The organism is Mesorhizobium sp. P3_A2, assembly GCF_056403115.1.
The window spans coordinates 125,257-147,604 of the sequence record NZ_JBFUGC010000011.1; the positions used below are offsets into that span (position 1 = coordinate 125,257).

Consider the following 22,348-nt stretch of genomic DNA (forward strand, 5'->3'; position numbering starts at 1 on the left):
AGCGGCTTGCACGAAAAACCGGGACGGGAAGACCCGGCCGGTTGTGCTTGCGATTCTGGTATCAGGCTAGGAGGGCCTTATAGGGAAGAGTTTTGGCGGATGTAACCCCGAAAATGAGGGATTGCGCGCGGCTTCACAACCGGGCAATCGCTTCAAGTTTGAAATCGCATCTTGGCGGGCGTCGACAAATGGTCAGTCGTGGCAGAATCCATTTTGCGACGGCGCCGAACCCTAATCCCCGGTCGCCACGGCGTCGGTGATCTCGAAGCGCTCGGAGGTGCCGATGCGGATCATGTTCAAGCTGCCTTCGCGGGTGAAGCGGAATTCGTCGGCAGAGTCGGAGCCGACTGGCAAGCCGCCATGGAAGCTGATGATGCGCGCGCCGCCGTCCGGCCAGGTCACGGTCACGGCGCTGTCGCCGCCGGTATGGGCGACGCTTATTTGGCACTGGGTCATCGGCTCGCCGACATGGCGCGCGCAGGGGATGCCGGGCGCGGGCGGAGCAGGGGAGGGCTCGATCGCCGCGAATGCCATGCCATAGGCATCGTCCATCGCGGTCCTGCCGATCGCGGCGATGGATTTCGGTGCGTCTTGGTCCGTGCCGCCGAGACGCTCGGTAAGGTCGGGCGGGACCGGCGGTGGCGACGTCGTGGCGTCCGGCGTCTGACCGGCATCGTTGGTCGTGGCGACAGTGGACGCATCCGCCGGCTGGTCGGATTCAGGCACAGTCGCCGGATTGACCGGAACAAGATAGCGCGCCGGCGCCCAGCCGGTGACTTTGGGATTGTCTGACACGACCTTGCACCAGGGATGTCCGTCAATGTCGTTGCAGCCGAGGTTGCGCACGCTTGCACCGGCAGCCACCCGCGCCTCGGTCTTGCCCATCGGCGATGGCTTGGCGCGGATGTTGAGCAGATCGTCGGGGGCAAGCCCTGTGACGATGGAGATGAAGGGCACCTCTTCGGCGTGGGCCGGGACAACTGCCAGCCACGCCGCCGTCAGCAGCGGAGCGGCAATCAGCGCATGCAAACTTGTTCGGAGCGTAACGATGCGCCTCATCATTGGCCGTGCACTGATACTCTGTACCTTTGCCGCGGCAGGTCCTGCGCATGCCGAGGCGGTTTTATAAGGGACGATACGGCGCCATGTAAGTCCGAAAATGCGTCCGATGTTTGGTGCCGGGAGGGCGGCGCAGGGCACGGCTGTGCCGTCAAACGGAGCCTTGCCCAGAGGATTTTGGCATGAAGCCGGTTCTGAGCGCATGCGCCCATTCCGGCCGCCCCGCCTGTTCAGCCTGAATGGCCGCCGCTTCGTGGTCGTAGTCGACGGCGATGGTCTCGAAACGGTCGGGTCCATCGCCGAGCGTGACGATACCGTAGCGCGCATGCGGGCTGCCTTGCTCCGAAACATGCGCCGGCGGCGTGTCGTCGTCATAGGCAGGGGCGCCGACACTGCCGGGGTTGAAGAGGACGGGGCCGCCGGGGATGCGGATCAGCTCTGGGCGATGGCTGTGGCCGCACAGCACGATGCGGCAAGTGGGGTCGAGCGGCCTCAGCCGCCGCTGAATAGTCGCAAGCGGTGCGCGCACCAGTTGGCCATCGACGATCGCGTCGAGCAGATATTTCTCGTCATGGTCGGGCCTGGCATGAAAGGCGACCACGCCCGGAATGATCTCCAACATGAAAGGCAGGGCGAACAGCGCCTCGCGCCGCGCTGATGTCAGCCGCTCCTGCCCGTAGCGGTCGGAAGCCCACATCGTAGCGTCGGCCGGATCGACGGCGACGCGGCGGTCGTGATTGCCGCGCACGGTCGGCAGGTCGAGCGCTTCGAGCCGCTCGAACGTCTCGCGCGGCCAGAGCGGGCCGGAGACGCAATCGCCGAGATTAACGGTGAGATCGGCGCCACCGCGCCGCTCGAGATCGTCGAGCACGGCATCCAGCGCCAGCACGTTGCCGTGGATGTCGGCGAGGACGGCGATGCGCATGCGGCGAGCTCCCTGATGCAGCCGCGTTGGAGGCTTTGCGGCCCGTCTTCGTTATCAAGCCCGTGCCTTCGGTATCAAGCCCTTGAGATCGTTCGCGACATCCGGCAGCCCCACCCTCGGCTTTCGCGGAAGCACTCCATCTGCTACCTTTCCAAGCCGTTGGGAGGGACCAGGCGATGACCCGCGACCAGATGGTTGCCCACCTCCGCGCCGCCAATGACGTCGCGCGCGAGACTGCCGCGCACGGGCATCATCCTTTCGGCTGCGTGCTCGTCGGTCCCGACGATCGCATCCTGATGCGGCAAGGCAACATCAACACCGTGCGCCACGCCGAAACCGAACTCTCCCGGCGTGCGGCGGACGCCTATCCGCCGGAATTCCTGTGGTCCTGCACGCTGGTCACTACCGGCGAGCCCTGTGCGATGTGCACCGGAACGCTCTACTGGGCCAATATCGGCCGGCTGGTCTACGGCTATGAGGAGACCAAGCTTCTCGCGCTGACTGGCGACCACTCCGAGAATCCGACGATGAACCTATCGTCGCGAACGGTCCTCGCCTCCGGGCAGAAGCCGGTCGAGGTCCACGGTCCATTCCCCGAGATGGACGAGGAACTTCTCGCCCCGCATATCGGTTTTTGGCAGCGCTAGAGCGACAGAAACCTTGCTTCCGAACCTGCCGCCTCAGGCCGGCAGTTCGATGTCGTGGCCGCCGACCGCGGGCAGGCCAGGGTCGTCGCCAGCCGCGGCGATGACGCTGTCGAGCAGGCCGGGGAAGCGGGCGTCGAGATCGGCGCGGCGCAACGTGATCATGCGGTTGGTGCCGACCACTTCGGCGCGGGTGACGCCGGCTTCGCGCAGTTTGGCCAGATGATAGCTGAGATTGGTCTTCGAGCCGAGGTCGAGGAACTGGCTGCAGTTCAACGCCACGCCTTCCTTGCTGGCGAGATAGCGAACGATGGCGAGCCGGGTCGGGTCGCCAAGCACGCCGAGCACGATCGGCAGGCTGATCTGGTCTGTGTTGGGGTGCGGCAAGGTCATGGCCCGAAACTAAGCACAGTCACTGGCGATTTCAACGCGTCCATCTTTCCCCGGGGCATGCACAGTGTTTCTCCGTTTCGCGAATGGCCCAATGGCTGTCCTGACACAGGGCTGTCAGCAGGGTTCAGCTATTTTTGCCTGGCTTCATTGACATCATGCCCTGTTATGTCCAATTGTTCAATAAGTTTTGAACTAAGGACACCCCCAATGGACAAGCGCCTCTTCTGGCTTGCGCTCGGATCGTTCACGATCTCGACCGAAGGCTTTGTCATTTCCAGCCTGCTGCCCGATATCGCCGGCGATGCCGGCATCTCCATTCCGCTCGCCGGCACGCTGATCACCGCCTTTGCGCTCGCCTATGCCATCGGCACGCCGATCCTGGCGACGCTGACCGGCGAATGGGACCGGCGCCGCGTCATCCTGTGGACGCTGGTGTTCTTCGTCATCGGCAATCTGGTGGCAGCACTAAGCTCGTCCTTCGAATTGCTGCTCATCGCCCGCATCATCATGGCACTGTCGTCGGGCCTGTTTGCGGCAACCGCGCAAGGCACGGCGGTGGCGCTGGTCGATGACCATCACCGGGCGCGCGCCATTGCCGTCGTCGTCGGCGGCACCACCGTGGCGGTTGCGCTCGGCGCACCGCTCGGCGCGCTGGTCGCTGCCTTTGCCGGCTGGCGCGGCACCTTCTTTGCCATTGCCGGGCTCGGCGCGCTGGTCGGCGCCATCCTGTGGTACCGGCTGCCGCGTGGCATCATCGGCACCAAGCTGCCGCTGCGCCGGCGGCTGGCCGCGGCGCTGCGCCCCGGTGTCATGCCGATCCTCTTGACCACGGCGCTCGCCCTGATCGGCGCCTTCTCGGTCTTTTCCTATATCGCTCCGCTTGCCATCCAGAGCGGCGGCCTGAACCCGATTGCGCTGCCCGGCATGCTGCTCGCCTTCGGCGTCGGCGCCGTCATCGGCAACATTGCCGGCGGCCAGGCGGCTGACCGGTTCGGCGCGACGCGCACCGTCGGCTGGTCGCTGGCGCTCAGCGCGGCCATGCTGGTCATGCTTTCTGTCGTGCCGACCTTCCTGCCGCAGCACATCGCCGGGCCGGTGCTGATGGCCCTGATGGTGCCGTGGGGCATGGTAGGCTGGGCGTTCCCGCCGGCGCAGGCCAGCCGCATCATCAAGCTGGCGCCCGACGCCGCACCGATCGTACTGTCGCTCAACGCCTCGGCGCTCTATCTCGGCGTGGCGCTGGGTGCCGTGGTCGGCGGTGCGGTGCTGCGCTACGGCGTGCCGGCCGATCTCGGCCTCATCGCTGCAATCTTCCCGCTGATCGGGCTTGGTGTGGTGCTGGCCGGCCGCTGGGCGGCCCGGCCGGTCGCCGTGCCGGCGGAGTAACGCTGTTTCCAAATATGATCGCCGGCCGCTCTTTCAGCTTGAAGGGGCGGCCGGCGGTACTTCGTAATCCAGCTCCGCGACTTCATCCAGCATGGCGCGCAGATCGGCCGCCCGTTGCCTGCCGACCATGTCCTCGAAGCGCTGCTGGGCAGTGCTCCACAGTTTCGTCGCCTCTTCGAGCTTGGCGAGGCCTTGGGTTGTCAGCCGCACCCGCTTGATGCGGCGATCGTCCTTGTCGGCGAAGGTCTCGATATAGCCGTCGCGGATCAGCGGCTTCAGCGTGTGGCCGAGCGCCGACAGATCCATGACCATCTCTTCGGCAATGGTGCCCATCGCCGGCTCGCTGCCGACATAGATCTGGTAGAGCAGGCCGTATTGCGTGCCCTTCAGGCCAGAAGGCGCGATCACATCGTCATAGAAGCGGCTGAGCTTGCGCGCGGCGCGCCGCAGCGTGGCATTGTTGCAAGGGCTGAATCCCGGCATCGCAATCTTGGTCATCACGGCTCCTCGCCGGCAAAGGCGTCTGCCGGCCTGCCGCAGAAATAGTTTCTGCCGTCACCGTTGACAAGATAGTGGCATATACCTACTTCCCGGATAGTGGTATATGCCACTAATTGAAAATCAGGCGGCGAGCGGGGGACATCCCATCTCGCCGGGCAGCTAAAAAGGAACACAACAATGAGTGGACAGGACAACAAGGGCACCGCAGTCATCACCGGCGCATCGGCGGGCATAGGCGCGGTCTATGCAGACCGGCTGGCAGGGCAGGGCTATGATCTGGTGCTGGTGGCGCGGCGCGCCGACCGGCTCGAGGAATTGGCTGAAAAGCTGCGTTATGCCTACAAGCGCAAGGTCAGCGTGATTGCCGCAGATCTCGCCGACGACAATGATGTGCGCCGCGTCGAGCAGGCGATCGCGGCCGACGACAGCGTGACGCTGCTGGTCAACAATGCCGGTATTGGCGGCCAGCAGGTGGTGGCAACCGCCGACGCCGACGAGGCCGAGCGCATGATCAAGGTCAATGTCATTGCCTTGACCCGCCTGACCCGCGCCGTGCTGCCGGGGCTTTTGGCGCGCAACCGCGGCGCCATCGTCAACATCGCCTCGGTGCTCGCCTATGAGACCTCGTTCGGCGGCATCTACAGCGGCACCAAGGCCTATGTCGTCAACTTCACCGAAGGGCTGCACCGCGAGGTCGCCGGCACCAATGTGAAGGTACAGGCGGTGCTGCCGGGCGCGACCCGCACCGATTTCTGGGAGCTTGCCGGCAGCGATATCGACCAGCTGCCGAAGGAAATCATCATGAGCGCCGACGATATGGTCGATGCGGCCCTTGTGGGTCTCGCCAGGGGTGAAGCCGTCACCGTGCCGGCGCTTGCCGATGCGGCCAAGCTCGACACCTTCCTCGGCGCCCGGCAAGCCTTCTACGGCAGCCTGCACGCCGACAAGCCGGCGGCCCGCTACGCGGCTTGAGGAGGCTGGTTCGCTTTCGCGAACCAGGACCCCCACCCCGCTCACTTCGTTCGCGACCCTCCCCGCAAGGGGGAGGGTGAAGTGCGCTCCCTACCTCCCCCTTGTGGGGAGGTCGGACCGAGGGTCCGGGTGGGGGTGCTGGCGCGACTTCTACGGCTAAGCCCCTCGCCACATCGGAATGATCGAGGCCGCCAGCACCAGCGCCAGCACGATGTTGAGCGCGCGCCATTGCCATTCGGTCTTGAGCAGCCGTGCCAGCACCATGCCGGCGACGCACCAGATGGACAACATCACAGCGGCCGCCAGGCCAAAGGTCGAGCCGAGCAGCAGTGCGAGTTGTCCCGGTCCGTCGGCAAGTGCTGCGAACGATGCCGCTGCGCCCAGACCCATCGCCCAGCCCTTTGGGTTCAACCATTGGATGCCGGCGCCGCTGAGGAAACTGGTGGGCTTGGCCATCGTGACATCGAGATTGGGCGGCCCGGCGCGGCCGATCTTGATCGCCAGCCAGACGAGATAGAGCGAGCCGACAAGTTTCATCGCCAGCTGTAATGATGGCACTGCGAGCAGCAGGCCGGCGAGCCCGGCGGCCGCGGCTCCCGTCACCGTGGCAAGACCGGTGGCGCTGCCCGTCATCAGCGGGACGGAACGGCGGAAGCCGAATTGTGCACCGGAGGCCGTCGACAGTGTGGTCGCAATGCCAGGCGTGCCGGTCGCGATGATCGCAAAAACGACAAGGGGAATGATGGGCTCGAGCATACGGGCTCCCTCGGTGAGGGCTCCATCGTAGCGGCGTGCCTACTTCAGTAAATGCAATGTTTGCGATGCCCGGCATTAGCAGATATAATGCAGGCCATGATCCGAAACCTCGACACGGCGCTGATCCGCACCTTCGTCACCGTCGCCGACAAGGCCAGCATGACGGCGGCGGCGAACGCGCTGCACCTGACGCAAGGCGCCGTCAGTCAGCAGATCAAGCGGCTGGAGGAGGCGCTGGGCTGCAGCCTGTTCGAGCGCGACCGGCGCGGCTTGCGGCTGACACGGCCAGGTGAGCGATTGCTCGGCAAGGCAAAGCGGTTGCTTGGCCTCAATGACGAAATCTGGACCGAGATGGCGGGCACGGAAGTTGCCGGCCAGGTGCGGCTCGGTGTGCCCTATGACCTTGTCGGCACCTTGCTGGCGCCGGTGCTGAAGGCCTATGCCGAGGCCTATCCGCGGGTCGAGATATCGCTGCTCTGTGCTGCCTCGCCGGACCTTACTGCTGCCCTTGCGGCCGGCACCATCGATCTTGCCGTCATCGAGGAACGGGTCGGTTCGTCGGCCGGCGAATGTCTGGTCATCGACCGGCTGGTCTGGGTCGGGGCGAAGGGCGGCGTTGCCCGCGCCAAGCGACCGCTGCCGGTGTCGATCGTCGCCGACACCTGCGCCTTCCGCCCGGTGGTGCTGTCGGCGCTGAACGAACACGGGCTGGAATGGCGCACGGTGTTCGAAAACGGTAACATCGACGCCACGACCGCGACGGTGCGCTCCGACCTCGCCGTCACCGCCTGGCTCGCCTCCACCGTGCCTGCCGACCTCGACATTCTGCCTTTCGATTCAGGGCTGCCGCCGCTGCCGAATTTCGCGATCAATTTGCACCTGCCCAAGTACGGCGCAGCGCCGGCCGCGCAGGAATTCGCGCGGTATATCAGGGATGGGCTGGCACGGCGGGCGGTGGCGGCTTGAACCTCTCCGAACTCAGGTTTCCTCTCCCTCACGATGTGGGGGAGAGGAAATAGGCCCAGCTACTTCCAGTTCTTGCGCCGCTCGAGCTCGGCGTCGGACGGCTCCTGTGTGGCAAACGACCCGACCTTGATCTCGCCTGATCGTTCGTAGGTTGCCATGATGACGCCGGTGGTCGTCGCCTGCGACTTGACAAGCTTGAAGGCGGCCGGCATCGCACTATCGCCGAACAGCCGCTTGCCCTTGCCCAGCAATAACGGGAAGATCATCAGCCGGATTTCATCGATCAGCCCGTTGGCCAGCAAAGTCTGGATCAACTCGCCCGAACCCTGGATGAGCAGGTCAGGCCCATCTTCCTGCTTTAGGCGGCGCAACGCCGCGACGATGTCTTCCCCAAGCCATTGTGTGTTCTCCCAGATCAGGCTGTCCGGTCGATGTGTCGCCACATATTTGGTCGCAGGGTTGAAGGCATCTCCGATCGGATCTTTCTGGTAAGGCCAGTACGCGGCGAAGATGTCGTAGGTTCTGCGGCCGAGCAGCAGCGCGAAGGGTTTGGAGAAGAGTTCTTCCATGGCCACGCCGGCCACCTCGTCAAAATAATGGAAGGTCCAGCCGCCGAACTTGAAGCCGCCAACCGGATCCTCTTCCGGACCGCCTGGCGCTTGCATGACGCCGTCTAGGCTGACGAAGGTGGCGGCGATGATCTTCCTCATTGGATTTTTCCTTCTCTTTGGTCCGCGCCGTCGGGCCGGACTTCGATCCAAGGACGGACGGGCAGGCGGCAGTCCGACAGGCCCGGGTAAAAATCGCTGCTCGCCGATGCAAAATACCTATTGCCGCTGTCGCCTGCCGCCAAGCGCCTGCGATGAAAACCAGACGTCGCCGATGACAGCGGTGGCGGTGCGGTCCGGCGCCCTGTCTGATGTCAGCCAGATGGAGCGGCTTCGCGCCGCTTGCTGGAGGTCGGGGATTTTCGCCGCCGAGTTGGCGACCGAGGCGCCGACGCAAGGGATGAACCATGAGCGCATGAACGGGTCGCAGGCAAAGCCCTTGTCGGTGCGGGTCACCGTCACGGCAAGGCCGACGCTCTGGGCCGGGCGCCAGGGAAAGATCATGCGGCCGCCGGGCTTTAGCGCTCGCAGCCAGGCAACCGGCGGGGCGATGACGCCAGCGTTGACATAGATGATGTCGGAAGGCGGCAGACTGCTCGTGACGGCATCACCGTGAATGACGCTGACATTGTCATAGGTTTCGAGGTTCTTTGTCGCTTTGGCGGCAAGGTCGGCCTCCAGTTCGAAGGCGGTGACCAAGCCTGGCGAAACCAGCCGTGCCAGCAAGGCGGTGTAGTAGCCGGTGCCGGCGCCGACATGGGTGACGGCCTCACCCGGTCTGGGGGCGATCCGGCCGATCCACATAGCGTGCAGGGAGGGCTCGCCATTGTTGATGCCCTTGTCGGCATCGAGCGCCACCAGCACGTCCTGATAGATGTGAACCGGATCGGCGCTCGGCGTCATGATCTTGCCGTTGCCGGTGATCAGCGCCCTGCCAGCGACCACCGTCCACGGTCCGGGGCCGAGAAAGGCCTCGCGCGGCACCGTGGCGAAAGCCTGTTCGAGACGCGGATCGGCCGAGCCGGCACTGGCCGCCATCAACTGCGCATAGAATTTCCTGGCGTCTTCGACACTTGTCATGATGGCGAACAAGATAGCGCAAGTCGCCAGTTTGTCGCGGTCTGGAGCAATTCCAGGAAAAGTGTGAAGCGGTTTTCCCGGGAAAAGCGCGTAGCGCTTTCCCTTGGGGAATTGCGTTAAAACAAAGAGATAGAGCAGGTCGCGATTTCCGCGAAACGGCGAACTACTCGAGAAGAAACTCAGCCGACGCCGAAGACGGTGTCGTAGAGCAGCTTGAAGTTGAGCACCAGGATGATCGCGGCGACCACCCAGGCGAGGGCGGCCACGCCGCGCGGAATGGCAAGGTTGCCCATCTTCTTCTTGTCGGAGACGAACTGCACCAGCGGGATGACCGCGAAGGGCAGCTGCATCGACAGGATCACCTGGCTGAAGACCAGCAGCTGGCCGGTGCCCTTTTCACCGTAGAGCGCGGTGACCGCCACCACCGGGACGATGGCGATGCCGCGCGTCACCAGCCGGCGAGCCCATTGCGGAATGCGCAGGCGCAGAAAACCTTCCATGACAATCTGGCCGGCCAGTGTGGCCGTCACCGTCGAGTTGAGGCCTGAAGCCAGCAGCGCCACCGCAAACAGGATCGAGGCGATGCCGAGGCCAAGCAGCGGCGACAGCAGTTCGAAGGCCTGTCCGATTTCGGCGACATCCTGGTGGCCGGTGCCGTGGAAGGCGACAGCCGAGACGATCAGGATCGAAGCGTTGACGAACAGCGCCAGGATCAGCGCGATGGTCGAGTCGGTCGTTGCCCATTTGATGGCGTCGCGCTTGCCCTTTTCGGTCCGCTCATAAGCGCGTGTCTGCACGATCGAGGAGTGCAGATAGAGATTGTGCGGCATCACCGTGGCACCGATGATGCCGATGGCGATGTAGAGCATGGCCGGGTTGGTGACGATCTCCGTCGACGGCACGAACATCGAATGCAGGATCGAGCCGACCGGCGGCGCCGCGGCAAAGATCTGGATGGCAAAGCAGCCGAAGATGATGATCAAAAGCGCGATGACGAAGGCTTCGAGATAGCGGAAACCCTTGTTCATCAACAACAGCACGATGAAGGCGTCGAGCGCCGTCAGCATGGCGCCGCCGATGAGCGGAATGCCGAACAGAAGCTGCAGCGCAATCGCCGTGCCGATGACTTCGGCGAGGTCGCAGGCGATGATGGCGAGTTCGCAGGCGATCCACAGCACGAAACTGACCGGCCGCGGGTAGTAGGCGCGGCAAGCCTGGGCGAGGTCGCGGCCGGTGGCGATGCCAAGCCGGGCGGCGAGCGCCTGCAGCAGGATCGCCATCAGGTTGGACAGCATGATGATGAACAAAAGCGTGTAGCCGAACTGCGCGCCGCCGGCGAGGTCGGTCGCCCAGTTGCCTGGGTCCATATAGCCCACCGAAACCATGTAGCCTGGCCCCATGAAGGCGAACAGACGGCGGAACCAGACGCCGGATTGCGGCACCGCGATCGTGGAATTGACCTCGCGCAGGCTGGGCGGATTGTCCTCAGGCCTGTCAAATCGCCAGGCTGATCCCACGGTTGCGTCGGCTTCGGACATAGGGGGCTTTCCACTGGATGGATGGTTGACGTCACCCTATCTATGCCAGGGCTCAACATTATGCAATATGCTATATTTCATTGTATGTGCTTCTTATGAGGTAACCGATGGACGTGCAGGGGGTGATCGCAAACGCCGGTTGCGCCTGCCATGGAATGCAAATACACGGCTGGAACAGTTAAGCCTGTGCTATGAATGGCAAAGGCGGATTGATTTGTCGAAAGCCAAGAGGAAACACGTATTGGCGCTGAAGCACAAACCGGTTCGACGCGAAGAGCCGCTTCCGGATGCCGATGTCCATTCCGCAGGCTTCCGGCAGACGCGCGAAGCGCGCCGCAGCGCGCTGGTCGAGGACTATGTCGAGCTGATCGCCGACCTTATCGAGGACGGCAATGAGGCGCGTCAGGTCGATATCGCGGCAAGGCTTGGTGTCGCCCAGCCGACGGTGGCCAAGATGCTGACCAGGCTGTGCGCCGATGGGCTCGTCTCCAGAAAACCGTATCGCGGCGTGTTCCTGACCGATGCTGGCCGCAAGGTGGCGGAGGAAAGCCGCATCCGTCACCAAACGGTGGAGGCGTTTTTGCGCTCGCTGGGCGTCAGCGCCGAGACGGCGCGCATCGATGCCGAAGGCATCGAGCATCATGTCAGCGCCGAGACGCTGGAAGCGTTTCGCAAGGCGATGATCGCGCCACGCTAAGGCTTGCGTGCCTCGGACCAAAGTCCACCGGAACCTCTGCAGCTCAGGCTCGTTGCTCCTGACGTCGCGCGCGATTGTTGCGCGTCAAGGGAGGAAACCATGGGCGTTGAACAAGCACCGACCGCAAAGGGCAAGCAGGCTGCAAAAGGATTGAAGCAGGCTGCCGCAAAAGACGAGCGCAAGACCGAGGCCGAAACCGGCCGGCCGCTGAAGAAGGGCGCAGCGCGTTTCGAGGAACGGTCCAAAAGCTCCGATGGCAAAAGTGCGGGCGCCAAGCAGAAGAGCTGAGATCGCAAGCGGCAACGCGCGGCCTATTCTTCGCTCACATCCTGTACCCAGCTGCGCGGGTGGCCGTCGACGCGGAACTGGAAGATGAAATAGGGCGGAATGCAGGTGCCCTTGCCAGGCTTGGCCTCGGCCAGATCGTCATAGCCGGCGGTGCAGATATAGTCCTCGCGGCAGGGATGCGCCTTGTCGCAGGCGCGCAGGCCGGCGGTCTTGGTGAATTCCTTGGTACAGAATTTGTGGTCCTTGCCCGAGGCGATGCAGTCGTTGAAGCCGGTCTTGGCCAGCCGCCCGCAGCTTGCCTCGTCGGGCAGCTTTTCGCAGCTGGCCTTGCGCAGCATGCCGCCGGGAAAGCCGCCGGTCTTCTGCTCGGGATTGTCGTAGCGCTGGCGCGCCGCGCCATAGCCGGCGAGCTTGATTACCGGTTTCTTGTCGCGCGCAGGATCGATGGCGCAAGCCTTTGCGGTGGCTGGCGACAAGCGGCAATACTGGTCGCTGCCCCATTTTGACATCTTGATCTCGCCGAACTCGACGGGATCGCCGACGGCGGTGCCCTTCTCGCTGACGCAGGTGCCGAAGCCAGGATGGATGGCGCTTTCATGGACGCCGGCGCAGCGCAGGCCTTGGCCGCAGCTCCAGTCCTTGAAGCTTGGGTCTTCGCCGCTGTAGCAGATCGAGCCCCAGCCATTGTAGAGATCGGTGTCTTTCAGCGCCTCGGCATATTTGGCATCGGGACGAGCGGCGAAGCCGCGGGAGAAATCCGGATGGCCGCCGGCAGCGAAGTCTTCGACGATGGCGCGCCGGCGCGGCAGGTCGGCGAAGAACACAGCCGAGCCCGGTACGAAGACGGCGTTGCGGCGCGGCTCGCTAGCCGGATCGGCGCCGGTATAGTGGAAGCCGGCAATACCATGGGTCTGGTGGCAGCCGGTGCAGGTCATTTCGTTCAGGCGCAGATTGAAGCCGGTCACCGATTTCACGCTGTGCAGTGCGTTGCCCCTGGCGACATAGTCCTGCAGCGCCTTGTCGATATCGGAATCGTCGAGCAGCCCATAGGCGATGTTGTTCTGTGATCGGCTCATGCCGCCGGGCGCGACGGAGACGGCGCTGGTTGCCAGGAATTTGTCGTCGATGATCAGCCGGCCGCGATCGAGATCGTAGATGTTGCGGTCGGTGAGCAACCATTTGGCGAAGGCCGGCCGGTTGGCCAGCACGACCTTCCTGTCTATCTGGTTCTCCATCTTCGATTCCTGGAAGGTGGACGTCGCCGGGTCCCATTTGAAAATCTTCAGGAGATATTCGGCGTGGCCGCCGAAGTCGCGGCGGCTCGAGGCCGACAGCCGGAGAACCTGCATGTTGAGTTCGAGCCGCATGATCTGCGATGAATTCAGCATGGCGTTGGACAGCGGACCTTCATCGGAGCGCAGCCAGGCCGCCAGCTGATCGGGTGGAAGGTCTTTTTGCCCGGCGGCCAGCCAGCGCTTGGCGACATCGGCACACGACACGGCGGTGGCGCTTGGACGGTCTCTCGAAGCGCGGGCGCGAGCCTCGCCGGGCTTGGCGTCGAAGACCAGGCTCATGGTCAGCGGCAGGCGCGACGAAATGCGTTGTGCCGTCTTCCCTTTCGCCGGCTTCTCCGCCACCGAATAATGGAAACGGTAGATCAGCCTGATCTCGCCGCATTCGGTGTGGCCGAGATAGCCTCGGTCCATGCGGTTGACGACGCCGGTCAGGTCCAGCGTCGAACCGTCATCGTCGATGTATTTCGGGTTGAATTTCTGGCTGGGGTCCTTCGACTTTGCCAGCGCGGCGACATAGGGGTCGGGACTGCCGGCGGGCTCGTCGGCGATCTCCTGCTTGACGGCATTGCGGACCGGGGTCAGCGCGCGCACCGAAAACAGGCCGCGATTGTCGACCTCACGCGTGAGACCCAGCGCCGGGCCGAGCAGGCGGCTGATGGAAAGACCACCACGCTCGAGCGCCTGCAATGTGTCGGGGTCGGTGACGGCGACGCTGGAATCGAGCGTCACGGCGCGCGCCGGCCACGGGCCGAGGCACAGCAGCGCCGCCAGCAACAGAAATCGGCCGATCGTCCGCAAGCCCCTGATACCCCCGTTCGAACCGGATGCTACAGCGCGCAAGCCGCCTCGACCAGAGCGCGAAGCCGCGATGCCGGCGGCGCGAAAAATACTGTGACTTGGTGCAACCATTGGGATATTCGTTTGTTGGGTCGGACCGGGCCATATCATCGGCCTGCCGGGAATTTTGCATCACGGGGAGTTGCCATGCTCTGGAAGGGCCGCCGTCAGAGTGACAATGTCGAGGACGAGCGCAGCGACAGCGGCGGCGGTGGTTTCGGCGGCGGCAGCCCTGGCCAGTTTCGCGTCCCGATCGGCGGCCGCACCGGTGGAGGCGGCAGCATCCTGCTCGTCATCCTCGTGGTGCTGGCCGGATGGTATTTCGGCTTCGATCCATCGCAGATCCTGGGTACAGGCGACAGCGGCGGCGTGCTGCCGGGTGGCGGCGGCCAGATCACCGACAACAGCGGCGGCCAGGACGAGGGTGCCGGCACGCCTGCTTCCGACGAGATGAAGCAGTTCGTGGCGACGGTGCTGGCCGAGACCGAAGAGACCTGGACCGGCATTTTCCAGTCACAGGGCCTGAAATACGAGGATCCGAAGCTTGTGCTGTTCAGCGGGCAAATCCGCTCGGCCTGCGGCTCCGCCTCGACGGCAGCCGGCCCGTTCTACTGTCCCGGCGACCACAAGGTCTATCTCGACACCACCTTCTTCCAGCAGCTCGACCAGCAGTTCGGCGCTTCGGGCGATTTCGCCCAGGCCTATGTGATCGCGCACGAGGTCGGGCACCATGTGCAGAACCTCACCGGCATCCTGCCCAAGTTCAACCAGATGCGGCAGTCCATGGGCGAGGCGGAAGCCAACCAGATGTCGGTGCGGATCGAGTTGCAGGCCGACTGCTTCGCCGGCGTGTGGGCGCACTTCACCGGGCAGAAGGGCATTCTGGAGCAGGGCGATATCGAAGAGGCGCTGAACGCCGCCAAGCAGATCGGCGACGACACGCTGCAGAAGAAGATGCAGGGCTATGTCGTTCCGGAAAGCTTCAACCACGGCACTTCGCAACAGCGGCAGACCTGGCTGGCGCGGGGCTACAAGAGCGGCAAGCTGTCGGATTGCAATACCCTGACCGGTCCGATCTGAGGCACTCGCAAGTTTCAGCCGACAGTGGTTGAAAGCGTATCCGTCGACGGGCCGATTAATCACCGGCAACAGATGTCAGCAGGAGAACGCCTGAGGCGTTCTCCTATTGTTCCAGCGTGACGCCTCGCTTATAACGGGCGCCCGCCCAAGGGCGGTCCCAGGGAGCAGACGCCATCATGATCGACCCCAAAACCGCCAGGCGGGGCCTTGCGCTCGTCTTCACCACGCTGCTGCTCGACATTATCGGCTTCGGCATGATCATGCCGGTGCTGCCGGCTTTCTTGAGGGAACTGAGCGGCGTCGGCATCAGCGAAGCGGCGATCGAGGGCGGCTGGCTGTTCTTCGTCTATGCGGCGATGCAGTTCTTCTTCGCGCCGATCATGGGCGGCTTGAGCGATCGCTTTGGGCGGCGGCCGATCCTGCTTGCCTCCGTGCTTACCTTCTCCATCGACAATCTGATCTGCGCCATCGCCTGGTCCTATCCGATGCTGTTCATCGGCCGCGTGCTGGCTGGTATTTCGGGCGCCAGCTATTCGACGACATCGGCCTTCATTGCCGACATTTCGAACGACGAGAACCGGGCGAAGAATTTCGGCCTGCTCGGCATCGCCTTCGGCGTCGGCTTCGTCATCGGGCCGGTGCTGGGCGGGCTGCTCGGCACGTTCGGGCCGCGCGTGCCGTTCTATTTCGCCGCCGGGCTTGCCTCCGTGAATTTTTTGATCGCGCTGTTCTTCCTGCCGGAAACGCTCGATGAAAAGCACCGCCGGCGCTTCGAGTGGAAACGCGCCAACCCGGTCGGCACGCTCATGCAGATGCGTCAATACCAGGGCATCGGCTGGATCGGCCTCGCCTTCTTCCTGATGACGCTCGGCCACATGATGTATCCGGCGGTGTGGTCGTTCGTCTCCAATTACCGCTATGGCTGGAGCGAGCAGCAGATCGGCTTCTCGCTTGGCGCCTTCGGCCTGTGCGGGGCGATCGTCATGGCGACGGTGCTGCCGCGCGTGATCCCAAAACTTGGCGAATGGAGGACGGCGGTGATCGGCCTGACATTCACCGCGGCCAGCGCCTTTGGCTATGCCTTCGCCTCACAAGGCTGGATGATCTATGCGGTGATCGTTGTCGGCTGCCTCGAAGCGCTGGCCGATCCGCCGCTGAGGAGCCTCGCCGCCGCCAAGGTGCCGCCTTCGGCGCAGGGCGAATTGCAGGGCGCGATGACCTCGATCTTCTCGATCACCTCGATCATCACGCCGCTGCTCTACACGGCGATCTTTTCCTGGTTCACCGGGCCGAATGCACCGGTGACCTTTGGCGGCGCGCCCTATCTGCTAGGCGCATGTTTCCTCACGCTTGCAGTCATCGTCTTTGTCACCAAAGTTGCACGGCCGACGGCGGTGAGAAGCGCCGCCACCGGCGTCGCTGAAGATGGAGCGCAGGTATGAGCCATGACAGCCGCATAAAGCTGACCAAGGGCGGAGTGTCGCTGTCGCGGCTGCCGTCTCCCTTGGCCACCAACCAGATCGAAATGTCGGTACTGAAGACCAATGCGCTGGCCGATGGCAGCCTCGATCATGCGCAGCGCCTTGGCTATGCGCCGATGATCTGGTCACCGCTCGGCGGCGGCTCGCTGTTCACCGGCAAGGAAGGGCGCGAGGCGCGGGTCAGGGCAGCGCTTGCCAGCGTTGCGGCTGAAACCGGCGCGAGCGATCTCGCGGCAATGGCCATCGCCTGGCTGTTGCGCCACCCGGCCCGGCTGGTGCCGGTGCTGGGCACGATGAAGCCGGAGCGGCTGTCAGCCATGGTCAGGGCGCTGGAGATCAACCTCGACCGCCAGCAATGGTTCGCCATTCTGGAGGCAAGCGAAGGCCGGCCGGTGGCGTAGAGGCTCAAGCCCGCTCGGCCAGCAATTCCTCGCCACGCTTTTCGCGGATCAAATTGACGAAGCGGCGGAACAGGTAGTGCGAGTCCTGTGGGCCTGGCGAAGCCTCGGGATGATGCTGGACCGAGAACACCGGGCGTCCCGTCAACGCGATGCCGCAATTCGAGCCGTCGAACAGCGAGACATGGGTTTCCTCGACGCCTTCCGGCAGCGAGTCGGCATCGACGGCAAAGCCGTGGTTCATCGAGACGATCTCGACCTTGCCGGTGGTATGATCCTTGACCGGGTGGTTGGCGCCGTGGTGGCCCTGGTGCATCTTGGCGGTCTTGCCGCCCAGCGCCAGCGCCAGCATCTGGTGGCCGAGGCAGATGCCGAACACCGGTATGTCAGTCTTGAGCAGGTCCTGGATGACCGGCACGGCGTAGTCGCCGGTGGCTTCCGGATCGCCGGGGCCGTTGGAGAGGAAGATGCCGTCCGGCTGCATGGCCAGGATCTCTTCCGAACCGGTGCTGGCGGGCACCACGGTGACCTTGGCGCCGAGGCCCGAAAGCAGGCGCAGGATGTTGCGCTTGACGCCGTAGTCGATGGCGACGACGTGCATGGACGGTTCGGCCTGTTCGCCAAAGCCTTCGTTCCAGACCCAGGGCGTTTCGCGCCAGACCGAGGACTGGCCGGAGGTGACCTCCTTGGCGAGGTCGAGCCCGATCAGGCCCGACCAGGCGGCGGCGCGGCGCTTGAGGTCGTCGAGGTCGAAGACGCCGTCGGGCGCATGCGCGATGACGGCGTTGGGCATGCCCTTTTCGCGGATCAGCGCGGTCAGCGCGCGGGTGTCGATGCCGGACAGCGCGACGATGCCGCGCTTCTTCAGCCACTGGTCGAGATGGCCGGCTGCACGGTAGTTGGACGGGTTGGTGACATCGGCCTTGAACACCGCGCCGACTGCGCCGGCACGGGCGACTGGGTTCAAGTCCTCGATGTCTTCGTCATTGGTGCCGATATTGCCGATATGCGGGAAGGTGAAGGTGACGATCTGGCCGGCATAGGACGGGTCGGTGAGGATTTCCTGGTAGCCGGTCAGCGCGGTGTTGAAGCAGACCTCGGCAACGGCGGAGCCGGCGGCGCCAAGACCGCGACCCTCGATGACGGTGCCGTCGGCCAGCACCAGAAGGGCGGTCGGCTTTTCGGTGGCCCAAGGCGGGGTTAGTCCGGGCGTCATCTCGGCCATGGCGGCGCTCCTGTCAGGTTGCGCGCTTCGATGGTTCTGCGCAGCAAACGGCGCGGCCGATCTCTCGAGCCTGCGCGCATCATTCTTTGCCTGTTCATGTCGTTGTCCCAAAACCGCTAGGCACTTTTGGGCGACATGAACTCATTGTCTTATGCAAGGCCGAGTACATAGGGGAAGGCGCCAGAGTGGTCAATGATGCCGGGCCAAATCGGCAGGCATTTGTTTCGTTGAACGATATCAGGGGCTTGGCGCGTTTGCTTTACGAGTTCGCCGCGGTTATTGTCCGCGCCGTTCGAAGGAGAAAGCATCATGCGCGCAAAAATCGCCGAATCCCTGAAGATCGCGATGAAGGCGCAGGACAAGCACCGGCTGCCGACATTGCGGCTGATCCAGGCCGCCATCCACGACCGTGACATTGCCAATCGCGGTTCGGGCAAGGAGCCGGCCAGCGACGAGGAGATCCTGCAGATACTGGCCAAGATGGTGAAGCAGCGCGAGGAGTCGGCCAAGGCGTTCGAAGACGGCAAGCGGCCGGAACTGGCGGCGCAGGAGCGCGGCGAGATGGAGATCATCCGCGGTTTCCTGCCGACGCAGCTGGACGATGCCGCGGTGAATGCGGCAGCGCGCGAAGCGATCGCAGCCACGGGCGCGACCAGCCAGAAGGACATGGGCAAGGTGATCGCCGTGCTGAAGCAGAAATATGCCGGCCAGATGGATTTCGGCAAGGCCAGCGGCATCGTCAAAGGCCTGCTGCAGTAGCAGCCGGACTTCAAGGCGTCTTGCAGCGTCTTGCCGTGTGGCGACGCATTTTCGATCGGCAAAGATTCAGCTATGATCTGATTCCGGCGCGCCCACGCCTCCTCCCTCCAGCGGGGAAGCATTGTTCATGCGGGGCCATGCGATCATCAAAACCGACTGTTCGAGCACCAAGCATAAGGAGGGGTTGCGAAGATTGCTCGCAATAGGAGGTTTTTCGATGAGGCTGTCAGCGCCGGTCTACCATATGAAGCGTGAAGCCAAACTCTTGGCGCGCAAAGACAATATTCCCCTTCACCAGGCGCTTGACCGCATTGCAGCCAGGGAAGGTTTCGACAACTGGAGCTTGCTTGCGAGCAAAGCCTCCGCAGCGACGCCTGCCGGCAAATTGTTTGCGCAAATGACGCCCGGTGACCTGGTTCTGGTGGGGGCGCGGCCGGGCCAGGGCAAGACCCTGATGAGCCTCAAGCTCGCGTTGGAGGCCATGGGGTCGGGCAATCGCGGCGTATTCTTCACCTTGGAGTACAGCGAGCGAGACGTTTTGGACCGATTTCGCGCCATTGGGGCGGACCCGGCGCAGTTCGGCGGCCTGTTCGAATTCGACAATTCCGACTCCATCAGCGCCGACTACATCATAGGCAAACTGGGATCGGCGCCGCGGGGCACGCTGGTGGTCATAGACTATCTGCAACTGCTCGATCAGAAACGTGAAAACCCCGACCTGATGGCCCAGGTTCGGACGCTGAAGTCATTTGCCCGGGAACGAGGGCTGATCCTGGTCTTCATCTCCCAGATCGATCGATCATACGATCCGCGGATCAAGTCCTGTCCAGATATCAGCGACGTCCGCTTGCCGAACCCGCTGGATCTGTCGCTGTTCGACAAGGCATGTTTTCTCAACAAGGGCGAAGTTCGTTTCCAGGCGGCAGGCCTTGCCTAGTCTCGGTTTCGCCCTGCTTCCCGGTTCCATGCATTGAGCGTCATGATCGAAATCGTCAAACCCGCGCTCGAACATCTGCCGTCCTACAAGGCGGCGCTCGAGCGCGGCTGGTCGCCGGATAATGTACGGCTTGAGGAAGCGACGCGCGAGCAGCTTGCCGCCATCGAGGCGGATCCGGTGGCGTTCCTTGCCAGCCTCGACGATCCCGAGGCGAGGGGGCCGCCGATCGCCTTGCCCGATGGCACGACCGTGCCGCGGCTGCCCAGCTTCCGGCGCTGGATCTGGGACGGCGAGGCCGCAGGCTCGATCGGCTTGCGCTGGCAGCCTGGCACGGCCGCGCTCCCCTCGCATGTGCTCGGCCATATCGGCTATGCCGTGGTGCCGTGGAAGCGCGGCCGCGGCTATGCCACCGAAGCGCTGCGGCTGATGCTCCCCGAGGCGAGGGCAGTCGGCTTGTCATATGTCGAGCTCACCACCGACCTCGACAATCCTGCCTCGCAGAAGGTGGTGCTGGCCAATGGCGGCCGGTTGGTTGGCCCGTTCATCAAGGACGCCGTATATGGCGGCGCCGAGAGCTTGTTGTTCCGGATCGATTTGTAGGGGCGCGGGTCAGACGTTATTCGCCGGGTCTGGCCAGCCTGCCCTCTTCCGCCTTGTGGTAAAACTGACTTGCCACGAGCCAGCCTTTGAGCGGCCTCAGGGGCGGGATGCATGTGGCAAAAACGATCGGCAACGAAACGAAGACATGGAACCACATGGACGGCTCAAAGGTCACTTGTGCCCAGACGGCGAAAAGCACAGAGGGGACGCAGGCAAAGCAGATCACGAAGAAGGCAGGGCCGTCGGCCGGATCTGCGAAAGAGTAGTCTAGCCCGCAAACCTCGCATTTTGGCGCGAGCGTCAGAAATCCGTTGAACAGCCGGCCTTCTCCGCAACGCGGGCAGCGGCCGCGAATTCCGACTTGCCATGGCACAAGCGGGGGATAGTGCGCGTGATCGTGCATGATGGTCACTCCAACCGACCTCATCAAAGGGCCCTCTCATCCGGCCTTGAGGTTCGTGATACATACTAGTATCATAGTTGTATGCATACAATGCGACAAAATGTATGGATACGAGAATGAAGGCGGTAGCAGGATGATTGGCGACGGCGAGCTCGGATGGCTTTCCGTATTGGGAGAGGGGCCAGGGCCGATCTATCTCAGGATCGTCGACGCGCTTGCCGTCGCCCGCTCCAGCGGGCGCCTGCAGCCGGGCGACAGATTGCCGCCGCAGCGTGAATTGGCCCGGCTGCTGGGGGTCGATCTGACCACAGTCACCAGAGCGTTCACCGAGGCCCGCCGCCGCAATCTCATCGACGCCGCCGCGGGGCGGGGCACCTTCGTCACGCCGGGAGAGGCCGAGGAACCGATCCTGGATCTGAGCATGAACATCCCGCCGGCACCCGCAGGCCTCAGCCTGCCGGCATTGATCCGAAGCGGCATAGACGGATTGCTGCGCCGTTCGAGCGCGGAGGCGCTTTTGTCCTACCATCCCGGGCCCGGCTCGCCCGCCGAGCGCGCCGCGGGTTCCGCGTGGCTCGCCGCAACGGGTGACAGGCTGCCGGTCGATCGTGTGGTTGTCGGTTCAGGCGCGCAGGCTTTGCTCGCAGCCGTTGTTCTGTCGCAAACCCGCGAGGGTGACACCGTCGTCACCGATGCGCTGACCTATCCGGGCCTGAAAGCGCTTGCCAGGACAACGAAGCGTGAGCTGGCCGGTGTGGGATGTGACGATCAAGGAATGCGCCCGGACTATCTCGAGGAGGCGGTGCGCCGGCACGGCGCCCGAATCCTCTATCTCAATCCAACGATGCACAATCCGTCCGCGCTGGTCATGCCGGAGGGTCGACGCCGCGATCTGGCGCGGGTGGCGGGGAGGCTGGGTCTGACCATCATCGAGGACGACCCGTACAGCCCGCTGGTTGCAGCACCTCCGCCTTCCTTTCTCAGCCTGGCGCCCGAGTGGACCATTCATGTCGCGACGATGGCGAAATGTGTCTCGCCGTTCCTGCGCACCGCGTTCCTCGTCGGATCGGGCACTGACGCCATCGAGCCGATTGCCGAAGCTATCCGCGGGACCACGATGATGGCCCCGCCGTTGATGACGGGCCTCGCCTGCGAATGGATACGCAACGGCCTCGCCGGTGAGATCACCACCGCAGTGAGCGCCGAAGCGCAAGCGAGACTGGAGGCGGCGCGGATGATTCTGCCCCGAGGCTTCGCCTCGGCGCCATCCAGCCTGCATCTTTGGTATCCTCTCGAAGGGGAGCTGAGTTCCTTGGAACTCGCCGATCTCGCACGACGCCGAGGATTGGCCCTCAGTCCGGCGGAGGAGTTTACCGTTGTGCCGGATGCAGCCAAAGGCGTGCGCCTGGCGCTCGGGGCAGCATCCAGCCGGGAAAGGCTTGAACAGGGCCTGCGCAGCCTCGTCTCGATCCTTGCGGGCAGCTCCGGATACGCGCCCGCTCCGGTCTGATGCCGCCAAT

At 64.0% G+C, this 22,348-nt stretch carries 24 protein-coding genes; 13 read left to right on the top strand and 11 right to left on the bottom strand.

Annotated features, from left to right (window positions below):
- Positions 1-231: 231 nt before the first annotated feature.
- Both AC1DXM_RS24205 and AC1DXM_RS24210 read right to left on the bottom strand, forming a co-directional pair.
- Positions 232-1,029: an SH3 domain-containing protein gene (locus AC1DXM_RS24205; protein ID WP_477236881.1), complete on the bottom strand. Its 798-nt coding sequence runs from the start codon at positions 1,027-1,029 to the stop codon at positions 232-234.
- A 181-nt stretch (positions 1,030-1,210) separates the two neighbouring features.
- The gene (locus tag AC1DXM_RS24210; protein WP_477236883.1) at positions 1,211-1,984 is read right to left on the bottom strand and encodes a metallophosphoesterase family protein; all 774 of its coding nucleotides are present in this window, start codon (positions 1,982-1,984) and stop codon (positions 1,211-1,213) included.
- 176 nt (positions 1,985-2,160) lie between these two features.
- On the opposite strand from AC1DXM_RS24210, the gene AC1DXM_RS24215 reads away from it, so the two are divergent.
- On the top strand, positions 2,161-2,631 hold the full coding sequence (locus AC1DXM_RS24215; protein WP_477236885.1) for a nucleoside deaminase: 471 nt from the start codon (positions 2,161-2,163) through the stop codon (positions 2,629-2,631).
- Positions 2,632-2,664: 33 nt separating this feature from the next.
- Here AC1DXM_RS24215 and AC1DXM_RS24220 read toward each other — a convergent pair whose 3' ends face one another.
- Positions 2,665-3,021 (bottom strand): ArsR/SmtB family transcription factor, encoded by a 357-nt coding sequence (locus AC1DXM_RS24220; RefSeq protein ID WP_477236887.1) that lies wholly within the window; start codon positions 3,019-3,021, stop codon positions 2,665-2,667.
- A 207-nt stretch (positions 3,022-3,228) separates the two neighbouring features.
- Between AC1DXM_RS24220 and AC1DXM_RS24225 the strand changes: the two genes are divergently transcribed.
- On the top strand, positions 3,229-4,407 hold the full coding sequence (locus tag AC1DXM_RS24225; RefSeq protein WP_477236889.1) for an MFS transporter: 1,179 nt from the start codon (positions 3,229-3,231) through the stop codon (positions 4,405-4,407).
- A gap of 33 nt (positions 4,408-4,440) precedes the next feature.
- On the opposite strand, the gene AC1DXM_RS24230 is transcribed toward AC1DXM_RS24225, so the two are convergent.
- Positions 4,441-4,905: a MarR family winged helix-turn-helix transcriptional regulator gene (locus AC1DXM_RS24230; RefSeq protein ID WP_477236891.1), complete on the bottom strand. Its 465-nt coding sequence runs from the start codon at positions 4,903-4,905 to the stop codon at positions 4,441-4,443.
- Between the two features lie 180 nt (positions 4,906-5,085).
- Between AC1DXM_RS24230 and AC1DXM_RS24235 the strand changes: the two genes are divergently transcribed.
- Positions 5,086-5,880 (top strand): SDR family NAD(P)-dependent oxidoreductase, encoded by a 795-nt coding sequence (locus tag AC1DXM_RS24235; RefSeq protein WP_477236893.1) that lies wholly within the window; start codon positions 5,086-5,088, stop codon positions 5,878-5,880.
- 156 nt (positions 5,881-6,036) lie between these two features.
- Here the strand turns inward: AC1DXM_RS24235 and AC1DXM_RS24240 are convergent, their stop codons facing one another.
- Positions 6,037-6,636: a LysE family translocator gene (locus AC1DXM_RS24240; protein WP_477236895.1), complete on the bottom strand. Its 600-nt coding sequence runs from the start codon at positions 6,634-6,636 to the stop codon at positions 6,037-6,039.
- A gap of 87 nt (positions 6,637-6,723) precedes the next feature.
- On the opposite strand from AC1DXM_RS24240, the gene AC1DXM_RS24245 reads away from it, so the two are divergent.
- Complete coding sequence (locus AC1DXM_RS24245; protein ID WP_477236897.1) at positions 6,724-7,602, top strand: LysR family transcriptional regulator; 879 nt, start codon at positions 6,724-6,726, stop codon at positions 7,600-7,602.
- Between the two features lie 59 nt (positions 7,603-7,661).
- Here the strand turns inward: AC1DXM_RS24245 and AC1DXM_RS24250 are convergent, their stop codons facing one another.
- From AC1DXM_RS24250 to AC1DXM_RS24260, 3 genes are all read right to left on the bottom strand, one after another.
- On the bottom strand, positions 7,662-8,312 hold the full coding sequence (locus AC1DXM_RS24250) for a dihydrofolate reductase family protein (RefSeq protein ID WP_477236899.1): 651 nt from the start codon (positions 8,310-8,312) through the stop codon (positions 7,662-7,664).
- A 117-nt stretch (positions 8,313-8,429) separates the two neighbouring features.
- Complete coding sequence (locus tag AC1DXM_RS24255) at positions 8,430-9,290, bottom strand: protein-L-isoaspartate O-methyltransferase family protein (RefSeq protein WP_477236901.1); 861 nt, start codon at positions 9,288-9,290, stop codon at positions 8,430-8,432.
- Between the two features lie 179 nt (positions 9,291-9,469).
- On the bottom strand, positions 9,470-10,828 hold the full coding sequence (locus AC1DXM_RS24260) for an Nramp family divalent metal transporter (RefSeq protein WP_477236903.1): 1,359 nt from the start codon (positions 10,826-10,828) through the stop codon (positions 9,470-9,472).
- A 241-nt stretch (positions 10,829-11,069) separates the two neighbouring features.
- Between AC1DXM_RS24260 and mntR the strand changes: the two genes are divergently transcribed.
- A complete protein-coding gene (mntR, locus tag AC1DXM_RS24265) occupies positions 11,070-11,525 on the top strand; it encodes a manganese-binding transcriptional regulator MntR (protein WP_477236905.1) in 456 nt (151 codons plus the stop codon).
- A 99-nt stretch (positions 11,526-11,624) separates the two neighbouring features.
- The gene (locus AC1DXM_RS24270; RefSeq protein WP_477236907.1) at positions 11,625-11,813 is read left to right on the top strand and encodes a hypothetical protein; all 189 of its coding nucleotides are present in this window, start codon (positions 11,625-11,627) and stop codon (positions 11,811-11,813) included.
- A gap of 23 nt (positions 11,814-11,836) precedes the next feature.
- Here the strand turns inward: AC1DXM_RS24270 and AC1DXM_RS24275 are convergent, their stop codons facing one another.
- Positions 11,837-13,906 (bottom strand): hypothetical protein, encoded by a 2,070-nt coding sequence (locus AC1DXM_RS24275; RefSeq protein ID WP_477236909.1) that lies wholly within the window; start codon positions 13,904-13,906, stop codon positions 11,837-11,839.
- 186 nt (positions 13,907-14,092) lie between these two features.
- On the opposite strand from AC1DXM_RS24275, the gene ypfJ reads away from it, so the two are divergent.
- The 3 genes from ypfJ to AC1DXM_RS24290 all read left to right on the top strand — a co-directional run bounded on the left by ypfJ (position 14,093) and on the right by AC1DXM_RS24290 (position 16,907).
- Positions 14,093-15,025 (top strand): KPN_02809 family neutral zinc metallopeptidase, encoded by a 933-nt coding sequence (ypfJ, locus tag AC1DXM_RS24280; protein WP_477236911.1) that lies wholly within the window; start codon positions 14,093-14,095, stop codon positions 15,023-15,025.
- A gap of 176 nt (positions 15,026-15,201) precedes the next feature.
- Positions 15,202-16,467 carry a TCR/Tet family MFS transporter gene (locus tag AC1DXM_RS24285; protein ID WP_477236913.1) on the top strand — a complete coding sequence of 422 codons (1,266 nt, stop codon included), beginning with the start codon at positions 15,202-15,204 and terminating at the stop codon, positions 16,465-16,467.
- Positions 16,464-16,907, top strand: a complete 444-nt coding sequence (locus tag AC1DXM_RS24290) for an aldo/keto reductase (RefSeq protein WP_477236915.1) — start codon at positions 16,464-16,466, stop codon at positions 16,905-16,907. Before AC1DXM_RS24285 ends, AC1DXM_RS24290 begins: the two co-directional genes overlap by 4 nt.
- Positions 16,908-16,911: 4 nt before the next feature.
- On the opposite strand, the gene carA is transcribed toward AC1DXM_RS24290, so the two are convergent.
- Positions 16,912-18,129: a glutamine-hydrolyzing carbamoyl-phosphate synthase small subunit gene (carA, locus tag AC1DXM_RS24295; RefSeq protein WP_477236917.1), complete on the bottom strand. Its 1,218-nt coding sequence runs from the start codon at positions 18,127-18,129 to the stop codon at positions 16,912-16,914.
- Between the two features lie 309 nt (positions 18,130-18,438).
- Between carA and AC1DXM_RS24300 the strand changes: the two genes are divergently transcribed.
- The 3 genes from AC1DXM_RS24300 (at position 18,439) to AC1DXM_RS24310 (ending at position 20,425) form a co-directional block, all read left to right on the top strand.
- On the top strand, positions 18,439-18,888 hold the full coding sequence (locus AC1DXM_RS24300; RefSeq protein WP_477236919.1) for a GatB/YqeY domain-containing protein: 450 nt from the start codon (positions 18,439-18,441) through the stop codon (positions 18,886-18,888).
- Positions 18,889-19,105: 217 nt separating this feature from the next.
- Positions 19,106-19,825 carry a DNA helicase gene (locus AC1DXM_RS24305; protein ID WP_477236921.1) on the top strand — a complete coding sequence of 240 codons (720 nt, stop codon included), beginning with the start codon at positions 19,106-19,108 and terminating at the stop codon, positions 19,823-19,825.
- A gap of 42 nt (positions 19,826-19,867) precedes the next feature.
- Entirely contained in the window at positions 19,868-20,425 is a 558-nt protein-coding gene (locus AC1DXM_RS24310) for a GNAT family N-acetyltransferase (protein ID WP_477236923.1), read from the top strand.
- Between the two features lie 16 nt (positions 20,426-20,441).
- On the opposite strand, the gene AC1DXM_RS24315 is transcribed toward AC1DXM_RS24310, so the two are convergent.
- Positions 20,442-20,828 (bottom strand): DUF983 domain-containing protein, encoded by a 387-nt coding sequence (locus AC1DXM_RS24315; protein WP_477236925.1) that lies wholly within the window; start codon positions 20,826-20,828, stop codon positions 20,442-20,444.
- A 133-nt stretch (positions 20,829-20,961) separates the two neighbouring features.
- On the opposite strand from AC1DXM_RS24315, the gene AC1DXM_RS24320 reads away from it, so the two are divergent.
- Positions 20,962-22,338 carry an aminotransferase-like domain-containing protein gene (locus AC1DXM_RS24320; RefSeq protein WP_477236927.1) on the top strand — a complete coding sequence of 459 codons (1,377 nt, stop codon included), beginning with the start codon at positions 20,962-20,964 and terminating at the stop codon, positions 22,336-22,338.
- The last annotated feature ends 10 nt before the right edge of the window (positions 22,339-22,348 follow it).